14 protein-coding genes and 2 pseudogenes are annotated in these 19,748 nt (G+C 60.6%); 9 read left to right on the plus strand and 7 right to left on the minus strand.

Annotation, left to right across the window (positions count from 1 at the left end):
- Positions 1 to 68 precede the first annotated feature (68 nt).
- The 4 genes from D5261_RS22760 to D5261_RS22775 form a co-directional block, all read right to left on the minus strand.
- Positions 69 to 257, minus strand: coding sequence for a hypothetical protein (locus tag D5261_RS22760; RefSeq protein WP_125206399.1), 189 nt, complete (start codon positions 255 to 257; stop codon positions 69 to 71).
- A 134-nt stretch (positions 258 to 391) separates the two neighbouring features.
- Positions 392 to 1,186, minus strand: coding sequence for a DUF1559 family PulG-like putative transporter (locus D5261_RS22765; RefSeq protein ID WP_125206398.1), 795 nt, complete (start codon positions 1,184 to 1,186; stop codon positions 392 to 394).
- Positions 1,187 to 1,626: 440 nt separating this feature from the next.
- Positions 1,627 to 1,899 (minus strand): hypothetical protein, encoded by a 273-nt coding sequence (locus D5261_RS22770; RefSeq protein ID WP_125206397.1) that lies wholly within the window; start codon positions 1,897 to 1,899, stop codon positions 1,627 to 1,629.
- A 101-nt stretch (positions 1,900 to 2,000) separates the two neighbouring features.
- Entirely contained in the window at positions 2,001 to 2,792 is a 792-nt protein-coding gene (locus tag D5261_RS22775) for a DUF1559 family PulG-like putative transporter (RefSeq protein WP_119325061.1), read from the minus strand.
- Between the two features lie 501 nt (positions 2,793 to 3,293).
- Here D5261_RS22775 and D5261_RS22780 point away from each other — a divergent pair.
- The 3 genes and pseudogenes from D5261_RS22780 (at position 3,294) to D5261_RS33700 (ending at position 8,452) form a co-directional block, all read left to right on the plus strand.
- Positions 3,294 to 5,753 (plus strand): glycoside hydrolase family 127 protein, encoded by a 2,460-nt coding sequence (locus D5261_RS22780; RefSeq protein WP_119325060.1) that lies wholly within the window; start codon positions 3,294 to 3,296, stop codon positions 5,751 to 5,753.
- Between the two features lie 104 nt (positions 5,754 to 5,857).
- Positions 5,858 to 7,540 (plus strand): annotated as a pseudogene (locus D5261_RS33695) (DUF5695 domain-containing protein); the annotation flags it as partial.
- 435 nt (positions 7,541 to 7,975) lie between these two features.
- On the plus strand, positions 7,976 to 8,452 hold the full coding sequence (locus D5261_RS33700) for a DUF5695 domain-containing protein (protein WP_245992681.1): 477 nt from the start codon (positions 7,976 to 7,978) through the stop codon (positions 8,450 to 8,452).
- Between the two features lie 36 nt (positions 8,453 to 8,488).
- On the opposite strand, the gene D5261_RS22795 is transcribed toward D5261_RS33700, so the two are convergent.
- The 3 genes from D5261_RS22795 to D5261_RS22805 all read right to left on the minus strand — a co-directional run bounded on the left by D5261_RS22795 (position 8,489) and on the right by D5261_RS22805 (position 14,422).
- Complete coding sequence (locus tag D5261_RS22795) at positions 8,489 to 10,828, minus strand: glycoside hydrolase family 127 protein (protein WP_119325057.1); 2,340 nt, start codon at positions 10,826 to 10,828, stop codon at positions 8,489 to 8,491.
- A gap of 87 nt (positions 10,829 to 10,915) precedes the next feature.
- Positions 10,916 to 11,191 carry a hypothetical protein gene (locus D5261_RS22800; RefSeq protein ID WP_119325056.1) on the minus strand — a complete coding sequence of 92 codons (276 nt, stop codon included), beginning with the start codon at positions 11,189 to 11,191 and terminating at the stop codon, positions 10,916 to 10,918.
- 54 nt (positions 11,192 to 11,245) lie between these two features.
- On the minus strand, positions 11,246 to 14,422 hold the full coding sequence (locus D5261_RS22805) for an ATP-binding protein (RefSeq protein WP_165864669.1): 3,177 nt from the start codon (positions 14,420 to 14,422) through the stop codon (positions 11,246 to 11,248).
- A 183-nt stretch (positions 14,423 to 14,605) separates the two neighbouring features.
- On the opposite strand from D5261_RS22805, the gene D5261_RS22810 reads away from it, so the two are divergent.
- The 6 genes and pseudogenes from D5261_RS22810 (at position 14,606) to D5261_RS22840 (ending at position 19,704) form a co-directional block, all read left to right on the plus strand.
- The gene (locus D5261_RS22810) at positions 14,606 to 15,322 is read left to right on the plus strand and encodes a hypothetical protein (RefSeq protein ID WP_119325054.1); all 717 of its coding nucleotides are present in this window, start codon (positions 14,606 to 14,608) and stop codon (positions 15,320 to 15,322) included.
- A 96-nt stretch (positions 15,323 to 15,418) separates the two neighbouring features.
- Positions 15,419 to 16,452 (plus strand): annotated as a pseudogene (locus D5261_RS33530) (alkene reductase).
- 43 nt (positions 16,453 to 16,495) lie between these two features.
- Positions 16,496 to 17,686: an alkene reductase gene (locus D5261_RS22825; RefSeq protein WP_119325053.1), complete on the plus strand. Its 1,191-nt coding sequence runs from the start codon at positions 16,496 to 16,498 to the stop codon at positions 17,684 to 17,686.
- A gap of 5 nt (positions 17,687 to 17,691) precedes the next feature.
- Positions 17,692 to 18,108, plus strand: a complete 417-nt coding sequence (locus D5261_RS22830; RefSeq protein WP_119325052.1) for a nuclear transport factor 2 family protein — start codon at positions 17,692 to 17,694, stop codon at positions 18,106 to 18,108.
- Complete coding sequence (locus D5261_RS22835) at positions 18,105 to 18,848, plus strand: SDR family oxidoreductase (protein ID WP_119325051.1); 744 nt, start codon at positions 18,105 to 18,107, stop codon at positions 18,846 to 18,848. Before D5261_RS22830 ends, D5261_RS22835 begins: the two co-directional genes overlap by 4 nt.
- 82 nt (positions 18,849 to 18,930) lie before the next feature.
- A complete protein-coding gene (locus tag D5261_RS22840) occupies positions 18,931 to 19,704 on the plus strand; it encodes an alpha/beta fold hydrolase (protein ID WP_119325050.1) in 774 nt (257 codons plus the stop codon).
- Positions 19,705 to 19,748 lie beyond the last annotated feature (44 nt).

The raw sequence follows: 19,748 nt of genomic DNA on the forward strand, positions 1-19,748 counted from the left end.
TTACGACAATGGAATCCGTGCTAGAAATATGGAAGATATTATCCAGTCGATCCGTATGGCCGCGGAAGTTACGGCTTGGCTCCTTTGTGCGACGCCTCGCGGGCGCGCGCCATTGAAGCGATGATATCGCGATGGGCGGCGTCCGTTCTTTCGGGCGCGCTGGTGGCTTTGACGTTGTTGTAGCCGATCAGAAAAACCATCAGAAGAGCGGCGGCGATGATCGCGATAATGACCTGGGGTTTGAGTGGTTTTGACATAACGAAGCTCCAACAATGCGCGGGAATATCGTGGTGAACGCTCCGGGAATGCGCAATGACCTCGGAACGGAATGGGAGCAGCATGAACGTTCGATCTCATGCTGCTCCCATTCTGTAGAGAAAGAGCAAAACGCCTATTGCAGTCGAATCGTCATGACTTGCTTCTTGGCGCCCAGATTGTCGGTCGTGGTGTCGTTGTTTCCGCCGGGCGTTCCCGTTCCAAACGAAACGCTGGACGCTTTGAGATACTTCACATGACCGTCGGCCGCCAGGTAGTTGGAGGAGTACTCCAGGGTGGAGTCATGACGGGTTGGAAGCCAGCCGTAGTCGCCGCTCGATCCTCCGGACGCGTTTTGGATCGTGATCGGCGCCGACGGGTCGCCCTGGTTGCCGGTGTACTGCTGCGTCGTCGTGTCGGAGATTTCGTAAAGCAGGAACGTGCTGCTTGGCGCATTGAACTGCGACAGAGCGGCTCCGCCGAAGTTATCCACGCCCGGTGACGGGCCGTAGTCATAGACAAAGACGAAGTAGTTGATATTGTACGAGACTTTTCTCGGCGTGGTGTAAGTCGGCTGCGCCTGGTTGATCGTGCTATCGTCGGGACAAGCGTAGACGCCGACACTCTTCACGTACGGATAGATCTGGTTCGCCCAGCCCGCTTGATTGCCGTTGGTGTCTGTTTCCCAGTTGGGATCGACGCCGCCGATGCTCGGATACTTCTCGTCATAATCCTGAACATACTGAGTAAATCCAAGCCCGAGCTGCTTGAGATTGCTCAGACAGGTGATCTGCCGCGCCTTCTCACGAGCTTTGGCGAAGACGGGAAATAGTATCGCCGCGAGAATCGCGATAATTGCTATGACGACGAGCAGTTCAATCAAAGTAAAACCCGATATTCCATTGCGATTGCGGTTCCAAATTTTTGTCATGACGGTAATTCCTTTGACGAAGAAAGCATTCGAAAATTTTGTGAAGGTCCGCAGAGAGACCGTCAAGACGCATTTGCCGGATCAACCGGCGAAATACGATCTTTACGGCGCAGTAAAGATAATTCAGGAAAATAACGTTAGGCTTTGCGTCGACCCCGACTTGGTGGATACGAGTTCATTATCACACCGAACGAGGAAAATTCGCAATGGAATTTGCTGTCAATTTATGGAGAATATTGATGGCGGATGTTACAGAAAACCATCAGTGCTTTGCCGCCGATTTCGATCATTTTTCATGAAGATCGGCAGCGCTAATCGTTACGGAGTTTTGAAGACAGCAGTATGTCTACTGGAGATGAATCGCAGCAGATTTCTTGCCGGTATTTTCATACGTTAACACTATACTCCTATTTTATTAATTCTGTCTACGGCGCCGATAATTATTTTTGTCCCGGAGCAGGCTTCGCTTCGCTGTTTTTGATCGCGGCGATCGCGGCGGGAGACAGGCGGCTGTAGTACTGCTTTTCCGTCGGCGTCAAGCCGCCGGGATCCTTCTCAGCCTTCGCCACAAGTTTCGCCAGGGTCATGCCCGATCCCGGCGCGGGCGCCGTGTAAGGCTGAGGCGCGAAGTAGCGATAGCCGGCGAAGGAGATCGCAGCGATGACAAGGATAACAATCGCGACGATTCCGGATGGCTTGATGCGTTCTGACAACTCTTTCTCCATTTCCGTATCGATCAATTCGAGGCCGGCCGATCTCGGCCGACCTCATTACTAAAGCCGAACTTAGAACGATTTGAGGATCGATGCGAGGGTTAATCGTCCTCCGTCGTGAAGTATTTCCATGCGCCGACATCCAGACCCGATGTATCGTTGACCGGCGTCGACAGCTGTCCAAACGTCAGGGCTTTGACATGGCCGTCGCAAAACAGCGTGTTCGTGCGTCCGGTATGCCGGATCATAATTTGATTCGAACTGGTCACGGCGCCGGAGTCCGGATTTGTTGGGATTTCCTGGCTGGCCACATTCCACCAGGCGACCTGGAAATAGTTGGCGTCCATAACCCAGATCGTGTCTGATGGAGAACCGATGGCGGCCACCGTTTTGCAGCCGCCGTCGTCGCCGCCGGTCGGATGGTGCTTAAGGCTCTGGTGATCGAACTGATTGTCGCCAAAATAGGTGACATTCATTCCATAGCTGCCATGGTTTTCCATGGAGTTGTTATTATTCGGGAGATTCCGATTGTAGATGAAGTGATTGGTGGCGTAATTTTCTTCGTCCGGACAGTTGAAAACCGCCTCGCTCTTGACATAGGGATAAACGGCGTCCTCCCATTTGTAATGGGAGTCATCGTTCTGGGACCAGTCGAAACCGCCATAAAACGCCTGAGTGAGCGTCTCATCATAGTCCTGGACATACTGCATCAATCCCAGACCGATCTGCTTCTGATTGCTTAAGCAGGAAGTCTGCCGGGCCTTCTCTCGCGCTTTAGCGAACACGGGGAAAAGGATGGAGGCAAGAATCGCAATGATAGCGATAACAACGAGTAATTCGATGAGTGTAAAACCCGATTGCAAATTACGATTGCGGATCGACAGTGTGGTCATGGTTTTGATTCCTTTAGCGAAAACTCTGCCCGAAAATTATCGTGAAGTCTGACAAACTAACCGTAAGCCACATACGCCGCCCATATCGGCGAAATACGATCTTTACGGCATGGTAAAGATAATGGAGAGAATTGAGAAACCGGACGGCTGCGTCTCGACTTGGCGTCGATGGGTCCATTATCACATCGGGCTTGGGAAACGCGCAAGGGAATTGGATGTCATTTTATGGAGAATATTGAGGCGTGAGGAGATCGGAGCCGGCAAGACGGAGATTGAGTTTCGAGGGAGAAGATCGTTCGGATCACTCTTAACCTGGGCGATCTTCCCTGCTTCATTTTCATACATTAATAATATACTCAGGTTCACGCGCATCTGTCTATGGATGCGTCCCATTTATCAATATCTTCCATGAGATATCGCCTTCACTCCATAGCCGGCCACGCGCGCGCTGCTCTATAATAAGCGTATCACGAGTACGACCCGCATCGTTAGGACTGTTCCATGTCTACACCCAAGATCGATCCCCCGGCTGCCCCTTCCCTCACTCGCCGGCGCTTCCTCCAGGCCGTGGGAGCGGCCGGCGCGGGAGCGGCGCTGGGCGTCGGCGCGGCGCGCCCCGCCCATTCGCTGGCGAACCGGGAGGCGCGCGTGGATTCCGAAGAGGCGATCAAGGATGCTGTTCCCTGTATCGCGCGGCCTTTGCCGCTGACGGATGTGCGGCTGACCGGCGGTCCGCTGAAGCACGCGCAGGATCTAGACGCCGCTTATCTGCTCAAGCTCGAACCCGATCGAATGATGGCGTACCTGCGCGCGCAAGCAGGTCTTGCGCCCAAGGCAAAGGGCTATGGCGGCTGGGACAGCGACGGCAAGAGCCTGGCGGGGCATATCGCCGGACACTATCTCTCGGCGGTGAGTTTGATGTATGCCGCCACTGGCGACGCGCGTTTCAAGCAGCGGGCGGATATCCTGGCGGCGGAGATGAAGACCGTTCAGGACGCCAACGGCAATGGTTATCTGGGCGCTCAGGAGGACGGGAAAAAGCGATACGCCGAGCTGGCGAACGGCGTGATCAGATCCGGGGGCTTCGATCTGAATGGGCTCTGGTCGCCATGGTACGTGGAGCACAAGATCTTCGCGGGACTTCGCGACGCCTATCGATACACGGGCAATAAAACCGCGCTGAGCGTTGAGAAGAAGTTTGCCGGCTGGGTGGAGGCGACGCTGGCTGGATTAGACGATGCCCAGGACCAGAAGATGCTGAATACCGAGTTCGGGGGCATGAACGAGGCGCTGGCGGACCTTTACGCCGACACAGGCGATAAACGCTGGCTGGCGCTGTCGGACAAGTTCCAGCACCGCGCCGTTCTGGAGCCGCTTGCGCGCCGGCAGGATATCCTCGGCGGTCTGCACGGCAACACGCAGATTCCCAAGCTGATCGGGTCGTTGTCGCGTTACGTCTACACGGGCGATGCGGCGGACGGCGTCGCCGCCCGGTTCTTCTGGGACACCGTCGTGGAGCATCACACCTTCGCGACCGGGGGGCACGGGCAGAACGAATACTTTGGACCACCCGACCAGCTTAGCGCGCATGTGGATGGCCGCACGGACGAGAGCTGCAACGTCTACAATATGCTCAAGATGACTCGCGAGCTGTTCGCGCTGGATCCGGACATCAAGTACGCCGAGTTCCATGAGCGGGCGCTGTTCAACCATGTCCTCGGATCGATGGACCCGGAGGACGGGCGAACGTGTTATATGGTCCCGGTCGGTCAGGGCGTCCAGCGCGAATATCAAGACATGTTCGAAAGCTTCACCTGCTGCGTGGGCACCGGGATGGAGAACCACGCGCTGCACGGGTACGGAATTTATTACACGGCCGGCGAGAAACTCTGGGTGAACCTTTACGCGCCGACCATCGCCGACTGGAAGGCGAAGGGCGCCCGCCTTTCCATGAGCACGAACTTCCCCGAGGGCGAGACGGCAACGCTGACGATAACATTGAAATCTCCCAAGGAGCTCACGCTCGCGCTGCGCCGGCCGCGCTGGGCCGGCGAAGGGTTCCGTGTGGCGATCAACGGCAAGCCGGTTGCGGCGTTACCCAGACCCGGCGCGTATGTTGAATTGAAGCGGCGATGGAAGAGCGGCGATACGGTGACGCTCTCGCTGCCGAAGACACTGAGAATGGAGCCCTTGCCGGACAATCCCAGTCGAGTGGCGCTGATGTGGGGGCCGCTGGTCCTCGCCGGCGATCTCGGGCCGGAGCGCGACGACGATGCGCCGCGCCCGCCCGTTCCGGTCTTCACGACGGCGGAGCGGCCCGTTGCGGAGTGGCTAAAGCCCGCTGCGAACGCGCCCGGGCAGTTCCAGAGCATCGGCGCGGGGCGCAACCCCGGCGGCGCAGGGCAGGCGATGGAAGTCCAATTCACGCCGTTTTATCGGCTCCATCGGCGTACGTACGCCGCTTACTGGGATCTGTACACCAGCGAGGAATGGACCAAGAAAGCGGCGGAGATCGCCGCCGAGCAGGAGACACAGCGCAAGCTGGACGCGGCCACCGTCGCGTTCGCGCAGCCCGGACAGATGCAGACCGAGCGCGATTTCAACCAGCAGGGCGAAGAAACGGAGCCGGACCGATTGATGGGCCGCGCGGGGCGCCGGGGCCGACAGTGGTTTTCCTTCGATCTCCCCGTCGATCCCGCGCATCCCATGGCGCTGATCGTCACGTACAACGCGCAGGAGCGGGACACACGGATCTTCGATATTCTGGTCAACGGCGTCAAAGTCGGCGCAGAGACTGTCGAGCGAGGTTTGACGCCGAAGTTCTACGATGTCACCTACGCCATCCCCTCGGACGTCGTGTCGGGCAAAACCAAAGTCACGGTGCGCTTCCAGACCGCCGGCGGCAAGGAGATCGCCGCCGTCTACGGCATCCGGATGATCCGGTCCGACCAGGCGCGGTGATTTGCAAGGAAACCACGATGCCTACGCTTCCGCCGGCGCCCGCGCCGCAGACGATCTCCAGCAGCGCCTTTCAAATCGGTTACTCCCCGCGCGGCGTCACCCACATGAAACGCGTTCACGATCGATACGACACCGATTATGTCGCGCCGAAGAGCGCCCTTGGAAATCTCATCCTCCGCTACCGAGCCGCCGGCGACAGGGAGTGGAAACAGGCGTCCGAGGCGACGGCGGCCGGCGGTAACGGCAAAGACACTCTGCGCTACACAATCAGCCGGACAAACAGCTTCAAAGCGACGGAAGAGTTTCGGCTCAAGGGCGCGGCGCTGGTCTGGACGATCGCTCTGAGCAATGCCACCGACCGCAAGCTGGAGATCGGCGACATGGGGCTTCCCCTGCCCTTCAACACACATTACGGCGCGGACACATCGGAGACATACACCAAGCGATTGATCCGCCATAGTTTTGTCGCGGGCGGCGGTTCGTTCATTTACTGGATGCGGACCAATGCTCAGGGGCCGTTTCTGGTCATGACGCCCGGCGCGGGAACATCGCTGGAGTATTTCGATGAGCCGCCGCGCGGCGCGTATACGCCTTACATCCACTCACAAGCGGCGCGCGCGGACCTGCGCGCCAAGGGCGGAACATGGCGTCTGCCACAGACACATCTGGTTCTGGCTCCGCAAGGACAGGCGGGCGACACCCATACCTATTCCTTTCGATTTCAATGGGCGCCCAATTACGCTGGCGTCCGCGATGTGCTCTGCGACGAGGGATTGGCGGATATCAATGTCGTTCCCGGGATGACCGTTCCGACCGACCTCTCCGCGATGTTTTCGCTGCGAACGCGCGCCCAAATTAAACGCGTGACGGCCGAGCATCCCGGCAAGACCAAAGTCGAATACCTGGGGGAGCGCGGGAAAGATATTCACGTCTACCGGGCGCGCTTCGCCCAGCTCGGCGAAAATCTGCTCACGATTGATCTTGGCGGCGGCCGGTCATTGCCGCTGGAGTTCTTCGTGACCGAGCCGCTGGAAACGCTCTATAAAAAGCGCGCCGCTTTCTTAGTTTCGCACGAGCAGCACCGCGATCCCGCCAAGTGGTACAACGGCCTCTTTTCCCAATGGGACATGAAGCGTTAGGTCCTGCGCAGTCCGGACGATCTGGACGGCCTGTGGTCCTACGCCGTCGCCAGCGACGACACCACGCTCGGCAAATCGGGGTATGTCGCGGCAAAAAACATCTACTATCCCGATCAAGGCGAGATCGACGCCGTCGAGTATTACATCAAGAACTTCGTCTGGGGCGGCCTTCAGCAGACGGACAAGGAGCCCTACCCGTACGCCATCTACGGCATTCCTAATTGGAAAGTCTTGCGTGACGGCCCAGACACCAACGACGGCAAAAAACACCTCTGGCGGATCTACGATTACCCGCATGTGATCTCGCTCTACTACAGCATGTACCAGGTGGCGAAGAACGATCCGGAGATGACCAGTTATCTGGACGCCGACGGCTATCTGGAGCGCGCATTCGGGACAGCCAAAGCGTTCTTCACCATCCCCATGGCGCTTGCAAGCTGGTCGCCGTATGAAACCGGGACGTACAACGAAGTCGTCATCCCCGATCTCATCCAGGCGCTTGGCGCAGCGGGTCATCACGACCAGGCCGATTGGCTGCGCGCGGAGTGGGAAAAGAAGGTCGAATTTTTCGTCAACAAACATCCCTACCTCTACGGCTCGGAATATTCGTTCGACTCGACGGGCTTTGAATCGACTCAGGCTCTCGCCAGGTACGCCATGGATCGCGTCACGGCAAGCGGCCCCAGAACGACGGACTTTCAGACCAAGGTCAAATATGATGACGCGCGGGCTTTTCGGGAAGAACAGATGCGGCTGAATATCGCCTGCCGGGGCTGGCTGGAGACCTCGTACTACTACCTCGGCAGCGACTACCGCGGCGGCGGCAGCGCTTCCTACACCCTCAGCTATATGGCGCAGATGGGCGGCTGGGCGATTGTCGACTACGCGCTGCACGACGCGGCCGATCCCGCTCCCTACCTGAGACTGGGTTACGCCTCTTCTCTGAGTTCGTGGGCTCTGCTCAATACGGGGACTTCAGAATCGAACTACGGCTACTGGTATCCGGGCGCAAATAACGACGGCGGCGCGAGCGGCGGCTTCGAGCCGCGTCCATGGGGACGCGCGTGGCTGGGAAACAAAGAGATGGGACGCGGGCCGTGGTGGTATTCGGGCGAGATCGATCTGGGGTTCAGCGGCGCGCTCCGCACGGCGGCGACTATTGTCGTTCGCGACCCGATCTTCGGCTTATTCGCCTACGGCGGCGACATATCACAGCAGGGACCGGAGATCCATGTCATTCCCAAGGACGGACTGCGGGCGCGCTTTGACGCCGTCCTGGGAGCCAATCGGGTCAGTATCGCGATGGATCGCGACGGATTCGCGCGCGGCCGCCCCATCGTATTCGATGGACAATGGCGCCGCATTGCATTCACGCTGGAAAATCGCGACGGAGCGCCCCACGACGCCACCATCTCCGTGCGCGGCCTGCCGCCCGGAACGTATTCGGTGAGCGCCGGGAAACATCCCGACGCCCGGCTAAAAATTCATGCGGGCGAGGCCACGCCCATCATAATCCCACTCGCCGGCGATTTTACGGACGTCACCATACGCCATGAATGAAAAGCCGCTCGCTGCATTCGGCGAAGCCGCGAGCTTTTAAGAGGCGCTGGAACTGCGCCGCACTATCCGCACGCCAAACACGCCCCCGATCTCATTGCCTTGCGCGCTTTGAAATCGAACCGTGACCCGTTCTTTCCCAGCCGCCAACTCGTCGGGAATCGCATACGCGACATCATGGAACGCGCCGTTTGCGCTTCCCGGGCGGCTGCGCTCGATTGCGTGTTCTCCGATGCGCTGCCCGTCCACCAGGATCTCGAACGTTCGCGGCTGAAACTCCAGCGTTTGATAGGTCGCGATTAACGACAGCGAAGATGCGGGATCCACGGCAAGGTCCAGGGAAAACCAGCCTTTGCCCCGGCGGCCGGGGCGGCCGAGTATTCGATCCGACGCTGTACCCTCCTCCTGCAAATTGCAGTCGCGCTCGGGCTGCATCTCACCGAGCTGGGCATAGGCGACGGTCACCGCCTCCAATCGTCGCTTCTTTTCCTGCGCAGCGGCAACTTCCACGGACTGGGCGCCCCATCCTTCGGGTGTATACAGATCCCAGTAAGCAGAATAAGCGCGCCGGTGCAGCCGGAAGAAGGGAACGAAATCGACCTGGACCTCGCAGGCGGCGTTATCGCTATCGCGGCCGACGCGCTCGCTGCGGAAGTGACCGGGGTGATCGCCCACGGGTTTCAGCCACTCCATGAGCGGAACGCCGGCGGCGATAAAGACAGGCGCGCTGACCGGCGTTTTCGGCTGCTCCGGCCCCAGGTCGCCGGCCAGAACGAGCGGTCCCCATAAGAATGCGACGCGATTGGGATTGTCCGGCAGCGGCTCCGCGCGAAGCGTCTTCGGGAGCAACAGAGTCACTGTGTCGCCGCCCGTCCACTCGCGTTCGATCTGGACATACCCGCCCGGCGGCGGGAGATCGGCGACGCCTGCGCTGTTGACGCTCACGTCAAACCCAGCGCCCGCCCATGATGGGCGACGCAGGGCTAATTTCAGCCGGCGGGGCGCGTCCATCTCTAATGTGAGCGTCGCGTTGTCGCCTTCCGGCAGAGTCGTTTCCATCGTCAAACGAACGCCGGCGGATTTCCAGTCGGCAGTCGAAGGCGCGTAAAGGTTGATCCAGAGCTTATCGCCGGTCGTGTAATAAATTCCATCGCCATGCAGCGCGTGGCTCTCCATGCCGCTGCCCACGCAGCAAGTGAAGTCGTGAAATTTGTCCTGATATTCGCGCTCGGCGCCGCGCCCAACCGGAACCATGTAGCACATGCGCCCGTCCTCGGGATCGATCGACCCCAGCACATGGTTGAACAGCGCGCGCTCCTGGAACTCGGCGTACTTGATGTCCGGATCCAGCGCGAACAGCGTCCGGGTCATCTTGAGCATATTATAGACGTTGCAGCTCTCGTCCGTGCGGCCATCCACGCGTTCGCTGAGCTCATTGGGGGGACCGAAGTACTCATCCTTGCCATGCCCTCCCGTGGCGAAGGTGTGATGCTCTACGACGGCGTCCCAGAAGAACCGGGCGGCGACGCCGTCCTGCTCCCGGCCGGTTTGGAGATAACGCGACAAAGTCCCGATCAGCTTGGGGATCTGCGTATTGCCGTGCAGGCCCGGGAGAGCGTTTTCCCGGCGCGCAAATGGATCGGTTACGTCATGATGCTCAAATCGGTCGGCAAGCGCCAGCCAGCGCGCGTCTCCCGTATCGGCGTAAAGGTCGACGAAGACCTCGTTCATTCCGCCAAACTCCGTCTTCAGCATCTTCTGAACCTGGGCTTCATCGAGACCCGAAAGGATCGCCTCCGCCCACTCCGCGAAGCGAACTTCCAGCTCCAGCGCCAGAGAGTTGCCCGTCCATCGATACGCATCGCGCAGTCCGGCGTATGTTTTATGCAGCACGTACCAGGGCGCCCAGAGACCGTTAAGGTCAAAGCCTCCGGACCGAATATCCCCGCGCGAAATCTCCTGAAAACGCTCTTTCCCATCGGCGAGCGCGCCAAGATACCCATCGCCGTTCGCCGCCTGCACATCGCTCATCTCGCGAACAAGCGCGTCGGCGCGTTCTTTGAAACGCGCGTCCCCCGTCGCGGCGAACATCAGGCTGACGGCGGAGAGATAATGTCCGGCGATATGCCCGGTCAGGTTACGCCCCTCCCCATCCCATCCCTCATATCCCAGCGCCTTCGGCGCGAGGCCGGCGCGCACGCGAAAGTACGCCATCATTCGGTCGGGTTCTAACTCCAGAAGATACTGCGCGGTGAGATCCTGAGCATGCTTCAGCGGACCGCCGGTCAGCCGCACATCCGTCAGCGGCAGAGGCCGCGCGGTCAAGGGAATCGGCGCCGGGATAATGGGAGAAGACGTGATAGCCGTGGTTGCGTTCATGGGATATTATCTTCGCTTTTTGCTCGCGCAAGCAAGGGAGGCGGCGATACCGACATGGAATATACTGACGCCCCGGGTCACACGCGCCTACTTGCTGATCCAATGTGTATCTATTCCACGCGCCAGCAGAAGCTCAGAAAGCTGACCGACGTGTCCCTGAAGATGACGCAGGTTCATGAGCTCGTGCGAAAGCTTGCTCATGCCCTTATACCACGAGAATCCCGTCTCATCTGCATCAAGGTCGAGATGATCGAGCGTGAGATCGATGATAGAGTCGATAAACGCGACATAGCCGAGAGCGTCTTTGCGCGAGAGCGTGTCGATCGTTTCCGGCAACTCGTACGGCTCGACATCTCCGTGCATCTCCCAGAGCGCCTGGTAACACTCCGGGCTGCCCGGCCATGGCGAGAACGCCGCTCAAAACGATACCGTCAGCGCGTAATCCAGCGCCTGCTCCCAAGTTATGGCGCGGCCCCCGTCCCAAAGGGCGGCAAACTCATCTTCGCCCAGCACGGAACGCGCCTCCATGAGCTCCTCGTTAAACTTCTCCAGAGATTCGCGGGGCAAGGGCGCGCCAATACTGTCGCGCAGCGCATGGGCGGAGCCCCACAAACGCACCGCTCTCGGAACATCCGCCTGCGCCAGCGTCACGGTCGCCATTCTTTCCAGCCCAGCGGCAAACCCCAGTAGCTCCCCAAGTTCACTGCAAATCAGGAGCTCCTGCTCCAGCAGAACCCGCGCCGAGACGTAATCGCCTTGACGATAGGCAAGCATGTCCAAGCGGCTCATGTGGATGGCGATCCAGCTCTTGTCACCCAGTTCTTGGGAAATACTGAGGCCCTGCTCGTAGTAATCCTTAGCCGAGACGAAGTCGTCCTGTCGATCGGCCAGAACGCCTAAGTAATTGAGGCGCATCGCGACCCCGACCCTGTCTCCCAATTCGCGTGTAATGCTGAGACTCAGTTCGTAGTGGGCCTGCGACGCAGCGAAGTTTCCCTGTCGATAGGCCAGAACTCCCATATTGCTCAGAGCCAAAGCCAGGCTGCCCATATCGCCGAGTTTCCGGAAAACGTCGACCGCCTCTTCGACAAACGATTGCGCCTCCTCATAATACCGCGGATCCAAAATCCTCATACCCTGAGTTTCGGTCAATGAGCTTAGCCAGAGCAGAGTGTTGCCAATATTCAGAGAATTCTGTGAATCGCGAAAATCGATCAAGCTTTGTTTGTAGTGCGCCCTCACCTCCTCGTAGTAGCGCTGGGCAGATTCGGCGTCACCTTGCTGATACGCTACTTCGTACAGATACCCGAGCAGAAGGCCGATCTCTACTCGATCTCCCAGCGCTCGAAAAATGCGGAGGCTCTGTTCGTAGCGCGCTCGCGACGAGATGTAGTCGCCTTGACAATCCGCGAGCATCCCCGCGCCTTTGAGCGCCAGCGCCCTCGCCGCCGTATCTCCATCGTTATCAGGAAGGGCAAGCGCCCGATTGAGGAATGCCCTCCCCTCGCTGTAAAGCCGCCGTTCGGCCCAATACCGCCACAACGCAGCCGTAATTCTCAAGCCGGTTTCGGCGCCTTGTGCGTCCCTTTCGCATCGATGGAGCGCCTCCCGCAAGTTGTCATAATCCTTGTCCAAACGCTGGAGCGCCCTTTCGAGTTCGACTCGCTCCACATACGGCAGCTTCGCCGCTTCCACAATCTTGAAGAACCAATCCCGATGCCGGATCTGAAGCAGGCTCGCCCAGCCGTGCTCGGAGAGCCGCGCATCCGCGTACTGACGCACCATCTCCAGAAGTCGATATCGCCCGCTTTCCATTGGTCCCGTCGCATCGAACGCCACCAGAGATTTGTCAACCAGCGAGATCAGAAGGTCCAGCACCCGCCATTTCGGAATAGCCTCATCGGAACAGACTTCCTCGGCCGCCTCCAGAGTCCAGCCGCCCGAGAAGACCGAAACACACTCCAGCAAACGCTGCTCCGAAGGACTGAGTAGCGCATACGACCAATCGAGCGTCGCTCTCAGTGTCTGCTGGCGCGACTGCGCCGCGCCGCCGCCGTCGGTAAGCTGCGCGAGGTGATCGTCCAAACGCTCGGCGATCTGATGGACTGTCAGGGAGCCGACCCGGGCGGCGGCCAGCTCGACGGCGAGCGGAATGCCGTCTATATGCGCGCAGATTTGGGCGACCGCCCGCGCATTGTCCCGCGTGAGTAGGAATGTTTTCTGAACGTCCTGGGCTCGATCCATGAAAAGCTGCACGCTTTCGTAGCCCCTCAGCACCCGCGCGAGGCCGGAGTCGGGCGCCGGCAGATACGCGGGATCCGGGACGGAAAGCGCCGGGACCATCCAGACGACCTCCCCCGTCACCCCCAGCGCCTCACGGCTGGTCGCAAGAATTTGCAGCCCCGCGCACTCCTCCAGCAGACGCCCCGCCAGCTCGGCGCTCGCGTCCAGCAGGTGCTCGCAGTTGTCCAGCACCAGCAGCACGCGCTGGGATCGCAAATGGGCGATCAGGATCTCAAGCAGCGTTCGTCCGCTTCCCTCCTTCAGCCGCAGCGTACTCGCCACTTGCAGGGCGATCTGCCTGCCGTCGGTCAGCGCCTCCAGTGAGACGAGACATACCCCCTGGGCGAATTCCGGCGCGGCCTCCCCGGCGACCGCGATGACCAGACGCGTCTTGCCGATCCCGCCTGCTCCCGTGAGCGTCACCAGACGAGACCTGCGCAGCGCCTCAAGCACATCCTCTCGCTCGTCTTCGCGCCCGACAAGGTCCGTAGGCGAATGCGGCAGATACCCGATGACAACTGGACCGTCTGATGCTTCGTGATGTGCGACGCGGGCCGGCGCGGAGGCGCGAAGCCGCGCCTCCGCCCGCAAATACGAGTAGAGCGCGACGGTCTCCTCGTCTGGAGACGCCCTTGGGTCGTCCTTGCGCAGCCAGCGTACGAAGGACTGATAAACCTCCAGAGCCGCGTTAGTGTCGCCGCTTTGGGCGAGCGCGCGCATCAGCCCTCGGCGCGAGGCCTCTCGCCAGGGATCCAGTGAAATCGCCCGCTGATAGCTCCGGACCGCCGCCGCCCAATCTCCGGTCGCGACAGCGGCGTCCGCCAGCGTTTGCAGCGCCTGAAGGCAGCGCTGTTCGCGCTCGGCGCGCTCCGGCTCCGCCCACCCCTCGGCGCATCCTTCCAGCAGCGGCCCGCGATAGAGCGCCGCCGCCCGCTCCAGCGATGACGTCTCCAACCCGGCCGCCGCCTCATCAAACACATGCGCGTCCACATCCGCTCCGTCAAGATTGAAGGACAGGGTGTGACGAGCAGGCGATTGGAGACGCCAGCTTTCGCTTCCCAGCGCACGGCGCAGCGCGCTGAGGGCCACGCGCAGGTTTGTGGCCGCCGCGCTTTGGTCCGCATCCGGCCAGAGCGTTCCAGCCAGCCATTCGCGATCGACCGGGCGCGCCTTTCGGAGCACCAGGAGCGCCAGCAGCCAGAGGACCTTTCGGGAGCGCAAACGCGGCAGCGCGCGGCCTTCGACCAGCACCTGCATCGGTCCAAAAAGCGTGATTGTGAAGGATGTGGATACGGAGTCGGCAGGGATCAAGGCGGTGACAATTCCTTTTGGCGTGAACATCGTTGATGAAGCACAGGTCCGCCGGGCGAACGTTCTCGGGAGCGGAACGATTTTCCTCCTGAACGGACAACGTTGCGGAAACCCCTCTCGGAGATAATAAGCCGTCCCTGAACTTCAGAGAGCGGATCACATCCGATCACGAGGAGAAAAATCATGAACGAACTATTGGAGACAGCCATCAAAGCGCACGGCGGCCTGAGCCGCTGGAACGAACTGACGCAGGCGCGAGTGGAGGCGTCCCTCACCGGAGCCATCTGGTACGTCAAAGGCAAGCCCGATGCCCTCAAGGACGTCGTCATGACTATCGATACGAAGAGCGAGCATCTGGTCACGGACTTCCCCGGCCAGGACAAGCGCACGATCTTTGAGCCCAGCCGCATCGTGCTGGAGCGAGCGGACGGAACACCGATTGAGGTCCGCAATGACCCGGAGAAGTCGTTCGAGGGGCAGCAGCGCGAAACGCCTTGGGACGACATTCATGTCGCCTATTTCCAGGGCGAGGCATTGTGGACGTATTTGACCACCCCGTTTCTCTATACCTATGAGGGGTTTGCGACCGAGGAAATCGCTCCAATCCAGGTCGAAGGCGAGACGTGGCGGCGTTTGAAGGTCACCTTCCCGGACTATGTGAAAAGCCATACTCGCGAGCAGATCTCGTGTTTCGGTCCCGACGGTCTGCTGCGCCGGCACGATTATACGGTCGACATCCTCGGCGGCGCGACCGGTCTCAATTACGCTTCGGAGTATCGCGACGTCAGCGGCGTGATCGTCCCGACCAAGCGCCGCATCTATGCCTACGAAGGCGACTACGTCAAGGTCCCGGAGCCGCTGCTGGTCGCGATCGACATGGGCGAAGTCACATTTCGCTGAGGCGCGTTTTTGAGGGATTGGAGGACACCATTGGCAGCCAACACACTCTTCACGCCGCTGCGGCTGGGGGCGATCGAGCTTCCCACCCGAATCATCATGGCTCCGCTCACCCGGATGCGGGCCGGCGCCGGCGGGGTTCCCACACCGCTGAACGCCGAATATTACGCCCAGCGCGCCTCGGCGGCGCTGATCTTCACGGAAGACACCACGATCAGCCGTCAGGCGCAGGGCTATCCAAGCGTCCCGGGCGTGTTTACTCCCGAGCAAATCACGGGCTGGCGAGCGGTCACAAAAGCAGTCCACGCCCGTGGCGGGCGGATCGTCATGCAGATCGCTCACAACGGCCGCAACTCGCACTCTTCATATATGGCGAACGAGGAGCTTCCCGTCGCCCCGTCCGCGATCCCGCCGACGGGGCAGGCGCACACGCCGACTTTTGAAGCCGTCGATTACGAAACGCCGCGCCCACTGGACACATCGGAACTGCCCGGCATCGTGGACGCCTTTCGCGCGGCGGCCATCAACGCCATGGAGGCCGGGTTTGACGGCGTCTCCGTGCAGGGCGCCAACGGCCCCTGCTGGAGCAATTTCTAGAGGATGGGACAAACCGGCGCAGCGACGACTACGGCGGCGCCATCGAGAACCGGGCTCGGCTGCTCCTGGAAGTGGTGGACGCGGTCGGAGCCGCCATCGGGCCGGACCGGGTCGGCGTTCGCCTATCGCCCTTCGGACAGTTCGGCGGGATCTCCGACAGCGACCCTCGAAGGCTCTTTTCCTACGTCATCGCACAGCTCAGTCAGCGGCGGATCGCCTATCTGCATCTGATCGAAGCGCTCGGCTCCGAAATCGGCCTGAGCGACGATCTCCACGCGGGCGCGGTCAATAACGCCGCGCTGTTCCGCTCCCATTTCAACGGGCCGCTCATCTCAGCAGCGGCCTACACGCCGGAACGCGCCGCCGAGACAGTCGATGAGGGACGCGCCGACGCCATCGCCTTCGGACGGCTGTTTATCGCCAACCCCGATCTTCCCGAGCGCATCCGGCGGAACGCTCCGCTCAACCCGCCTGTGCGCGCCACCTTTTATGGAGGCGACGCGAAGGGCTACACGGACTATCCGACGCTTCCATAACAAACGTCCATTTTCAGTAAAACTCTGCCACAAGGAGACCGCGATGTTCACGCAAAACGCATTGATCGATTCACAACCCGCAGTCGAAACTTGCGCCTTCCCCAGAACGGAGGAGACTACCGACGCAGCTTTCAAACCGTCCTATCTCTTCACTCCCGTCGAGATCGGTCCGTATACGCTCGCGCATCGAGTCGTGATGGCGCCGCTCACACGGCTGCGCTCGGAAACGCCCGGGGATGTCCCCGGCGATCTGATGGTCGAATATTACGGCCAGCGCGCCTCCCCGGGCGGCTTCATCGTCTCGGAAGCGACGACCATTGCAGTGACCGGCCGGGGCTATCTGGGCGCTCCGGGTATCTACTCCGACGCGCAAGCGGCGGGCTGGCGGCGGGTGACGGACGCCGTACACGCCAAAGGCGGCCTCATCTTCATTCAGCTCTGGCATGTGGGCCGCGCCGCGCATGTCGAGATGACCGGCGGCGAGGCCCCGGTGAGCGCTTCCGCCGTCCCCTTCGAAGGCGTCGCCTTCACGAAGGACGGCTGGGTTCCGGTCTCCCCAAACCGCGCGCTTCGCACGGACGAAATACCCGGCGTCGTCGAAGCCTATCGCCTCGGCGCGGTTCGGGCGAAGGCGGCCGGCTTCGACGGCGTCGAAATCCATGGCGGCAACGGCTACCTGGTGGACCAGTTCCTCCAGGACGGCAGCAACAAACGGACCGACGAATACGGCGGGCCGATCGAACACCGCGCCCGGTTTCTGTTTGAGGTGCTGGACGCGGTCATCTCCGTGTGGGGAGCCGACCGTGTCGCGGTTCGTCTTTCACCCGCTACACGCTTTAACGGGATGTCCGACAGCAATCCCGAGGCGACCTTCGGATACGTCGCGAAGCAGCTCAATCGCTACGGCCTCGCTTACCTTCATATCATCGAGCCGCGAATCAACGGCAATGAAGAGGTCTCGGAAGGGCTGGCGCCGGTGGCGACCGAGCATCTGCGCGCGATCTACACGGGAAAGCTCATCTCGGCAGGCGGTTTTCATCCCGATACCGCCGAGGAGATCCTGAAGATCGGGAACGCCGACGCCGTCGCCTTTGGCCGTCTGTTCATCGCCAATCCCGACCTCCCCGAACGCCTGCGGCTCAGCCTTCCGCTCAATCCATACGACCGCTCGACCTTCTATGGCGGCGACGCCCACGGCTACACCGACTATCCGTTCTATGGAAAGGGAAGCTAATCCTCATGGAAGTCAACACTCAGGAACAAAACAAGACGATTGCGCTAGAAGCGTTCGAGGCCCTGTTCAACCAGCGCGATTACGCATTGGCGGAACGCTATTGGTCTCCGCACTACATTCAGCACAGCGCCCACATCCCGCCGGGACGCGAGGGGCTCTTCGATCTCGTCCGAGCGATCCCGGAAACATCGAAATATGAGCTTGGATTGATCGCGGCGGAAGGAGACTTCGTCATCATGCACGGCCGGTACTCCGGGATCGGACTGCCGGCGAACTGGATCGCGGCGGACATTATCCGTATGAAGGACGGCGTACTGATCGAACACTGGGATGTCATTCAGGACGAAGCCACGCGCGAACAGTCGCAGAGCGGCGCCCCCATGTTCGGCGACAGCTTCCCAAAAGAAAAGGAGCAGGAATGAAACTCACGGGCAACACGATCTTTATCACCGGAGGCGGCTCAGGCATCGGCCGAGGGCTGGAGGAGGCGCTGCACGCGCTTGGGAATCAGGTGATCATCTCCGGGCGGCGGGCCGGCAATCTGGCCGAGACGATTCGCGCAAATCCCGGCATGCAATCGGTCGAACTGGATATTTCGGACTCGGCGAGCATCGCGGCAGTGGCGCAGTGGCTGATCGCGGAGCATCCAGCGCTGAACGTACTGATCAACAACGCCGGCGTCATGCATATCGACAACGCCGCAGGCGCTGTCGAGGAAGACCTGATCGTGTCCACTATCACGACCAATTTGATGGGGCCGATCCGCCTGACCGGGGCGCTGGTCGAACATCTGAAGCAGCAGGAGGCGGCGACAATCGTCAACGTCGCCTCGGTGCTGGGTTTCGTCCCGATGGCTTCGGCGGCGGTTTATTCGTCCACGAAGGCGGCGATGCATTCCTACACACAGTCGCTTCGGTACAGGCTCCGGAACAGTTCGGTGGCGGTTCTGGAGCTTGCGCCGCCGTGGGTGCGGACAGATCTTCTCAACAGCAGCGAAGAGCCAAGGGCGATGCCGCTGGCGGAGTTCATCTCCGAAACCATGACGATATTGGGCGCGGATGCAGAGGAGATCATCGTCGAACGGGCGCAGCTTCTTCGGAGCAAGATCGGCGACGCTTCGTTCGTCACTCAATTCAACGACCTGTTGGAGCAGTCCCAATAATCAAGCAGCCACGCCGATTACCCAATCGAGCTGCGGCGAACAACCATCACAGCAAACACGACAGACCATAGGAGAAACGACCATGACATTCATCAACGCCAGCTTCCTCTCGGCCGCCGCCATCGCCCTCGCGGCGATCGCCGCGCCTCTCTCGGCCGCGCACGCCGACGCTCCGGCCAAGCCCGTCATCGTGCTCGTCCACGGCGCATTCGCCGACGCCACCGGCTGGAGCCACGTCATCCCACTGCTGGAGAAGGACGGTTACACGGTCTTCGCCGTCCAGAATTCACTGACTTCCCTGGACGCCGATGTCGCCACCACCAAGCGCGTCATCGAGGCCCAGAAAGGCCCCGTGGTGGTGGTCGGCCATTCGTACGGCGGCGCGGTCATCACCGGCGCGGCGGCGGATCAGGCGAACGTCAAAGCCCTGGTCTATCTGGCCGCATTCGCCCCGGACAGCGGCGAAGCCGTGGGCGTGTTCGCGGATCAGATCCCGCTCGCCAAAACGCTCGTACCGGATGCGGCGGGTTTCCTCTACATCGACCGGGCGAAGTTCCACGACGCCTTCTGCGCCGATGTGCCGGCGGAGGAAGCGCACATTATGGGGATCGTCCAGAAACCTCTCGCCAGCGCGATCTTCGGACAGTCCATCCCCGCCGCCGCCTGGAAAACGATTCCATCCTGGTATCTGGTCAGCCAGGACGACCACGCGATCAGCCCGGACCTGGAGCGTTTCTACGCAAAGCGCATGGGCGCCCAAACCAGCGAGATCAAAGCCAGCCATGTGGCGTTTATCTCCCACCCCAAAGAGATCGTCCACTGGATCGAAGAGGCGGCGAACGCGTCGGCCAAATAACACGACCAGCGGTGAAGGCGGCTTGCATCGTTCTTCTGGCAAGC

This window comes from Capsulimonas corticalis (assembly GCF_003574315.2).
GTDB classification, from domain to species: domain Bacteria; phylum Armatimonadota; class Armatimonadia; order Armatimonadales; family Capsulimonadaceae; genus Capsulimonas; species Capsulimonas corticalis.

Bases quoted from the DNA above. Each gene is read 5' to 3' on its own strand.
- D5261_RS22760 (WP_125206399.1), bottom strand. From the start codon at position 257: ATGTCAAAACCACTCAAACCCCAGGTCATTATCGCGATCATCGCCGCC.
- D5261_RS22765 (WP_125206398.1), bottom strand. From the start codon at position 1,186: ATGACAAAAATTTGGAACCGCAATCGCAATGGAATATCGGGTTTTACT.
- D5261_RS22775 (WP_119325061.1), bottom strand. From the start codon at position 2,792: ATGACCACACTGTCGATCCGCAATCGTAATTTGCAATCGGGTTTTACA.
- D5261_RS22780 (WP_119325060.1), top strand. From the start codon at position 3,294: ATGTCTACACCCAAGATCGATCCCCCGGCTGCCCCTTCCCTCACTCGC.
- D5261_RS33700 (WP_245992681.1), top strand. From the start codon at position 7,976: ATGGGACGCGGGCCGTGGTGGTATTCGGGCGAGATCGATCTGGGGTTC.
- D5261_RS22795 (WP_119325057.1), bottom strand. From the start codon at position 10,828: ATGAACGCAACCACGGCTATCACGTCTTCTCCCATTATCCCGGCGCCG.
- D5261_RS22800 (WP_119325056.1), bottom strand. From the start codon at position 11,191: ATGCACGGAGATGTCGAGCCGTACGAGTTGCCGGAAACGATCGACACG.
- D5261_RS22810 (WP_119325054.1), top strand. From the start codon at position 14,606: ATGAACGAACTATTGGAGACAGCCATCAAAGCGCACGGCGGCCTGAGC.
- D5261_RS22825 (WP_119325053.1), top strand. From the start codon at position 16,496: ATGTTCACGCAAAACGCATTGATCGATTCACAACCCGCAGTCGAAACT.
- D5261_RS22830 (WP_119325052.1), top strand. From the start codon at position 17,692: ATGGAAGTCAACACTCAGGAACAAAACAAGACGATTGCGCTAGAAGCG.
- D5261_RS22835 (WP_119325051.1), top strand. From the start codon at position 18,105: ATGAAACTCACGGGCAACACGATCTTTATCACCGGAGGCGGCTCAGGC.
- D5261_RS22840 (WP_119325050.1), top strand. From the start codon at position 18,931: ATGACATTCATCAACGCCAGCTTCCTCTCGGCCGCCGCCATCGCCCTC.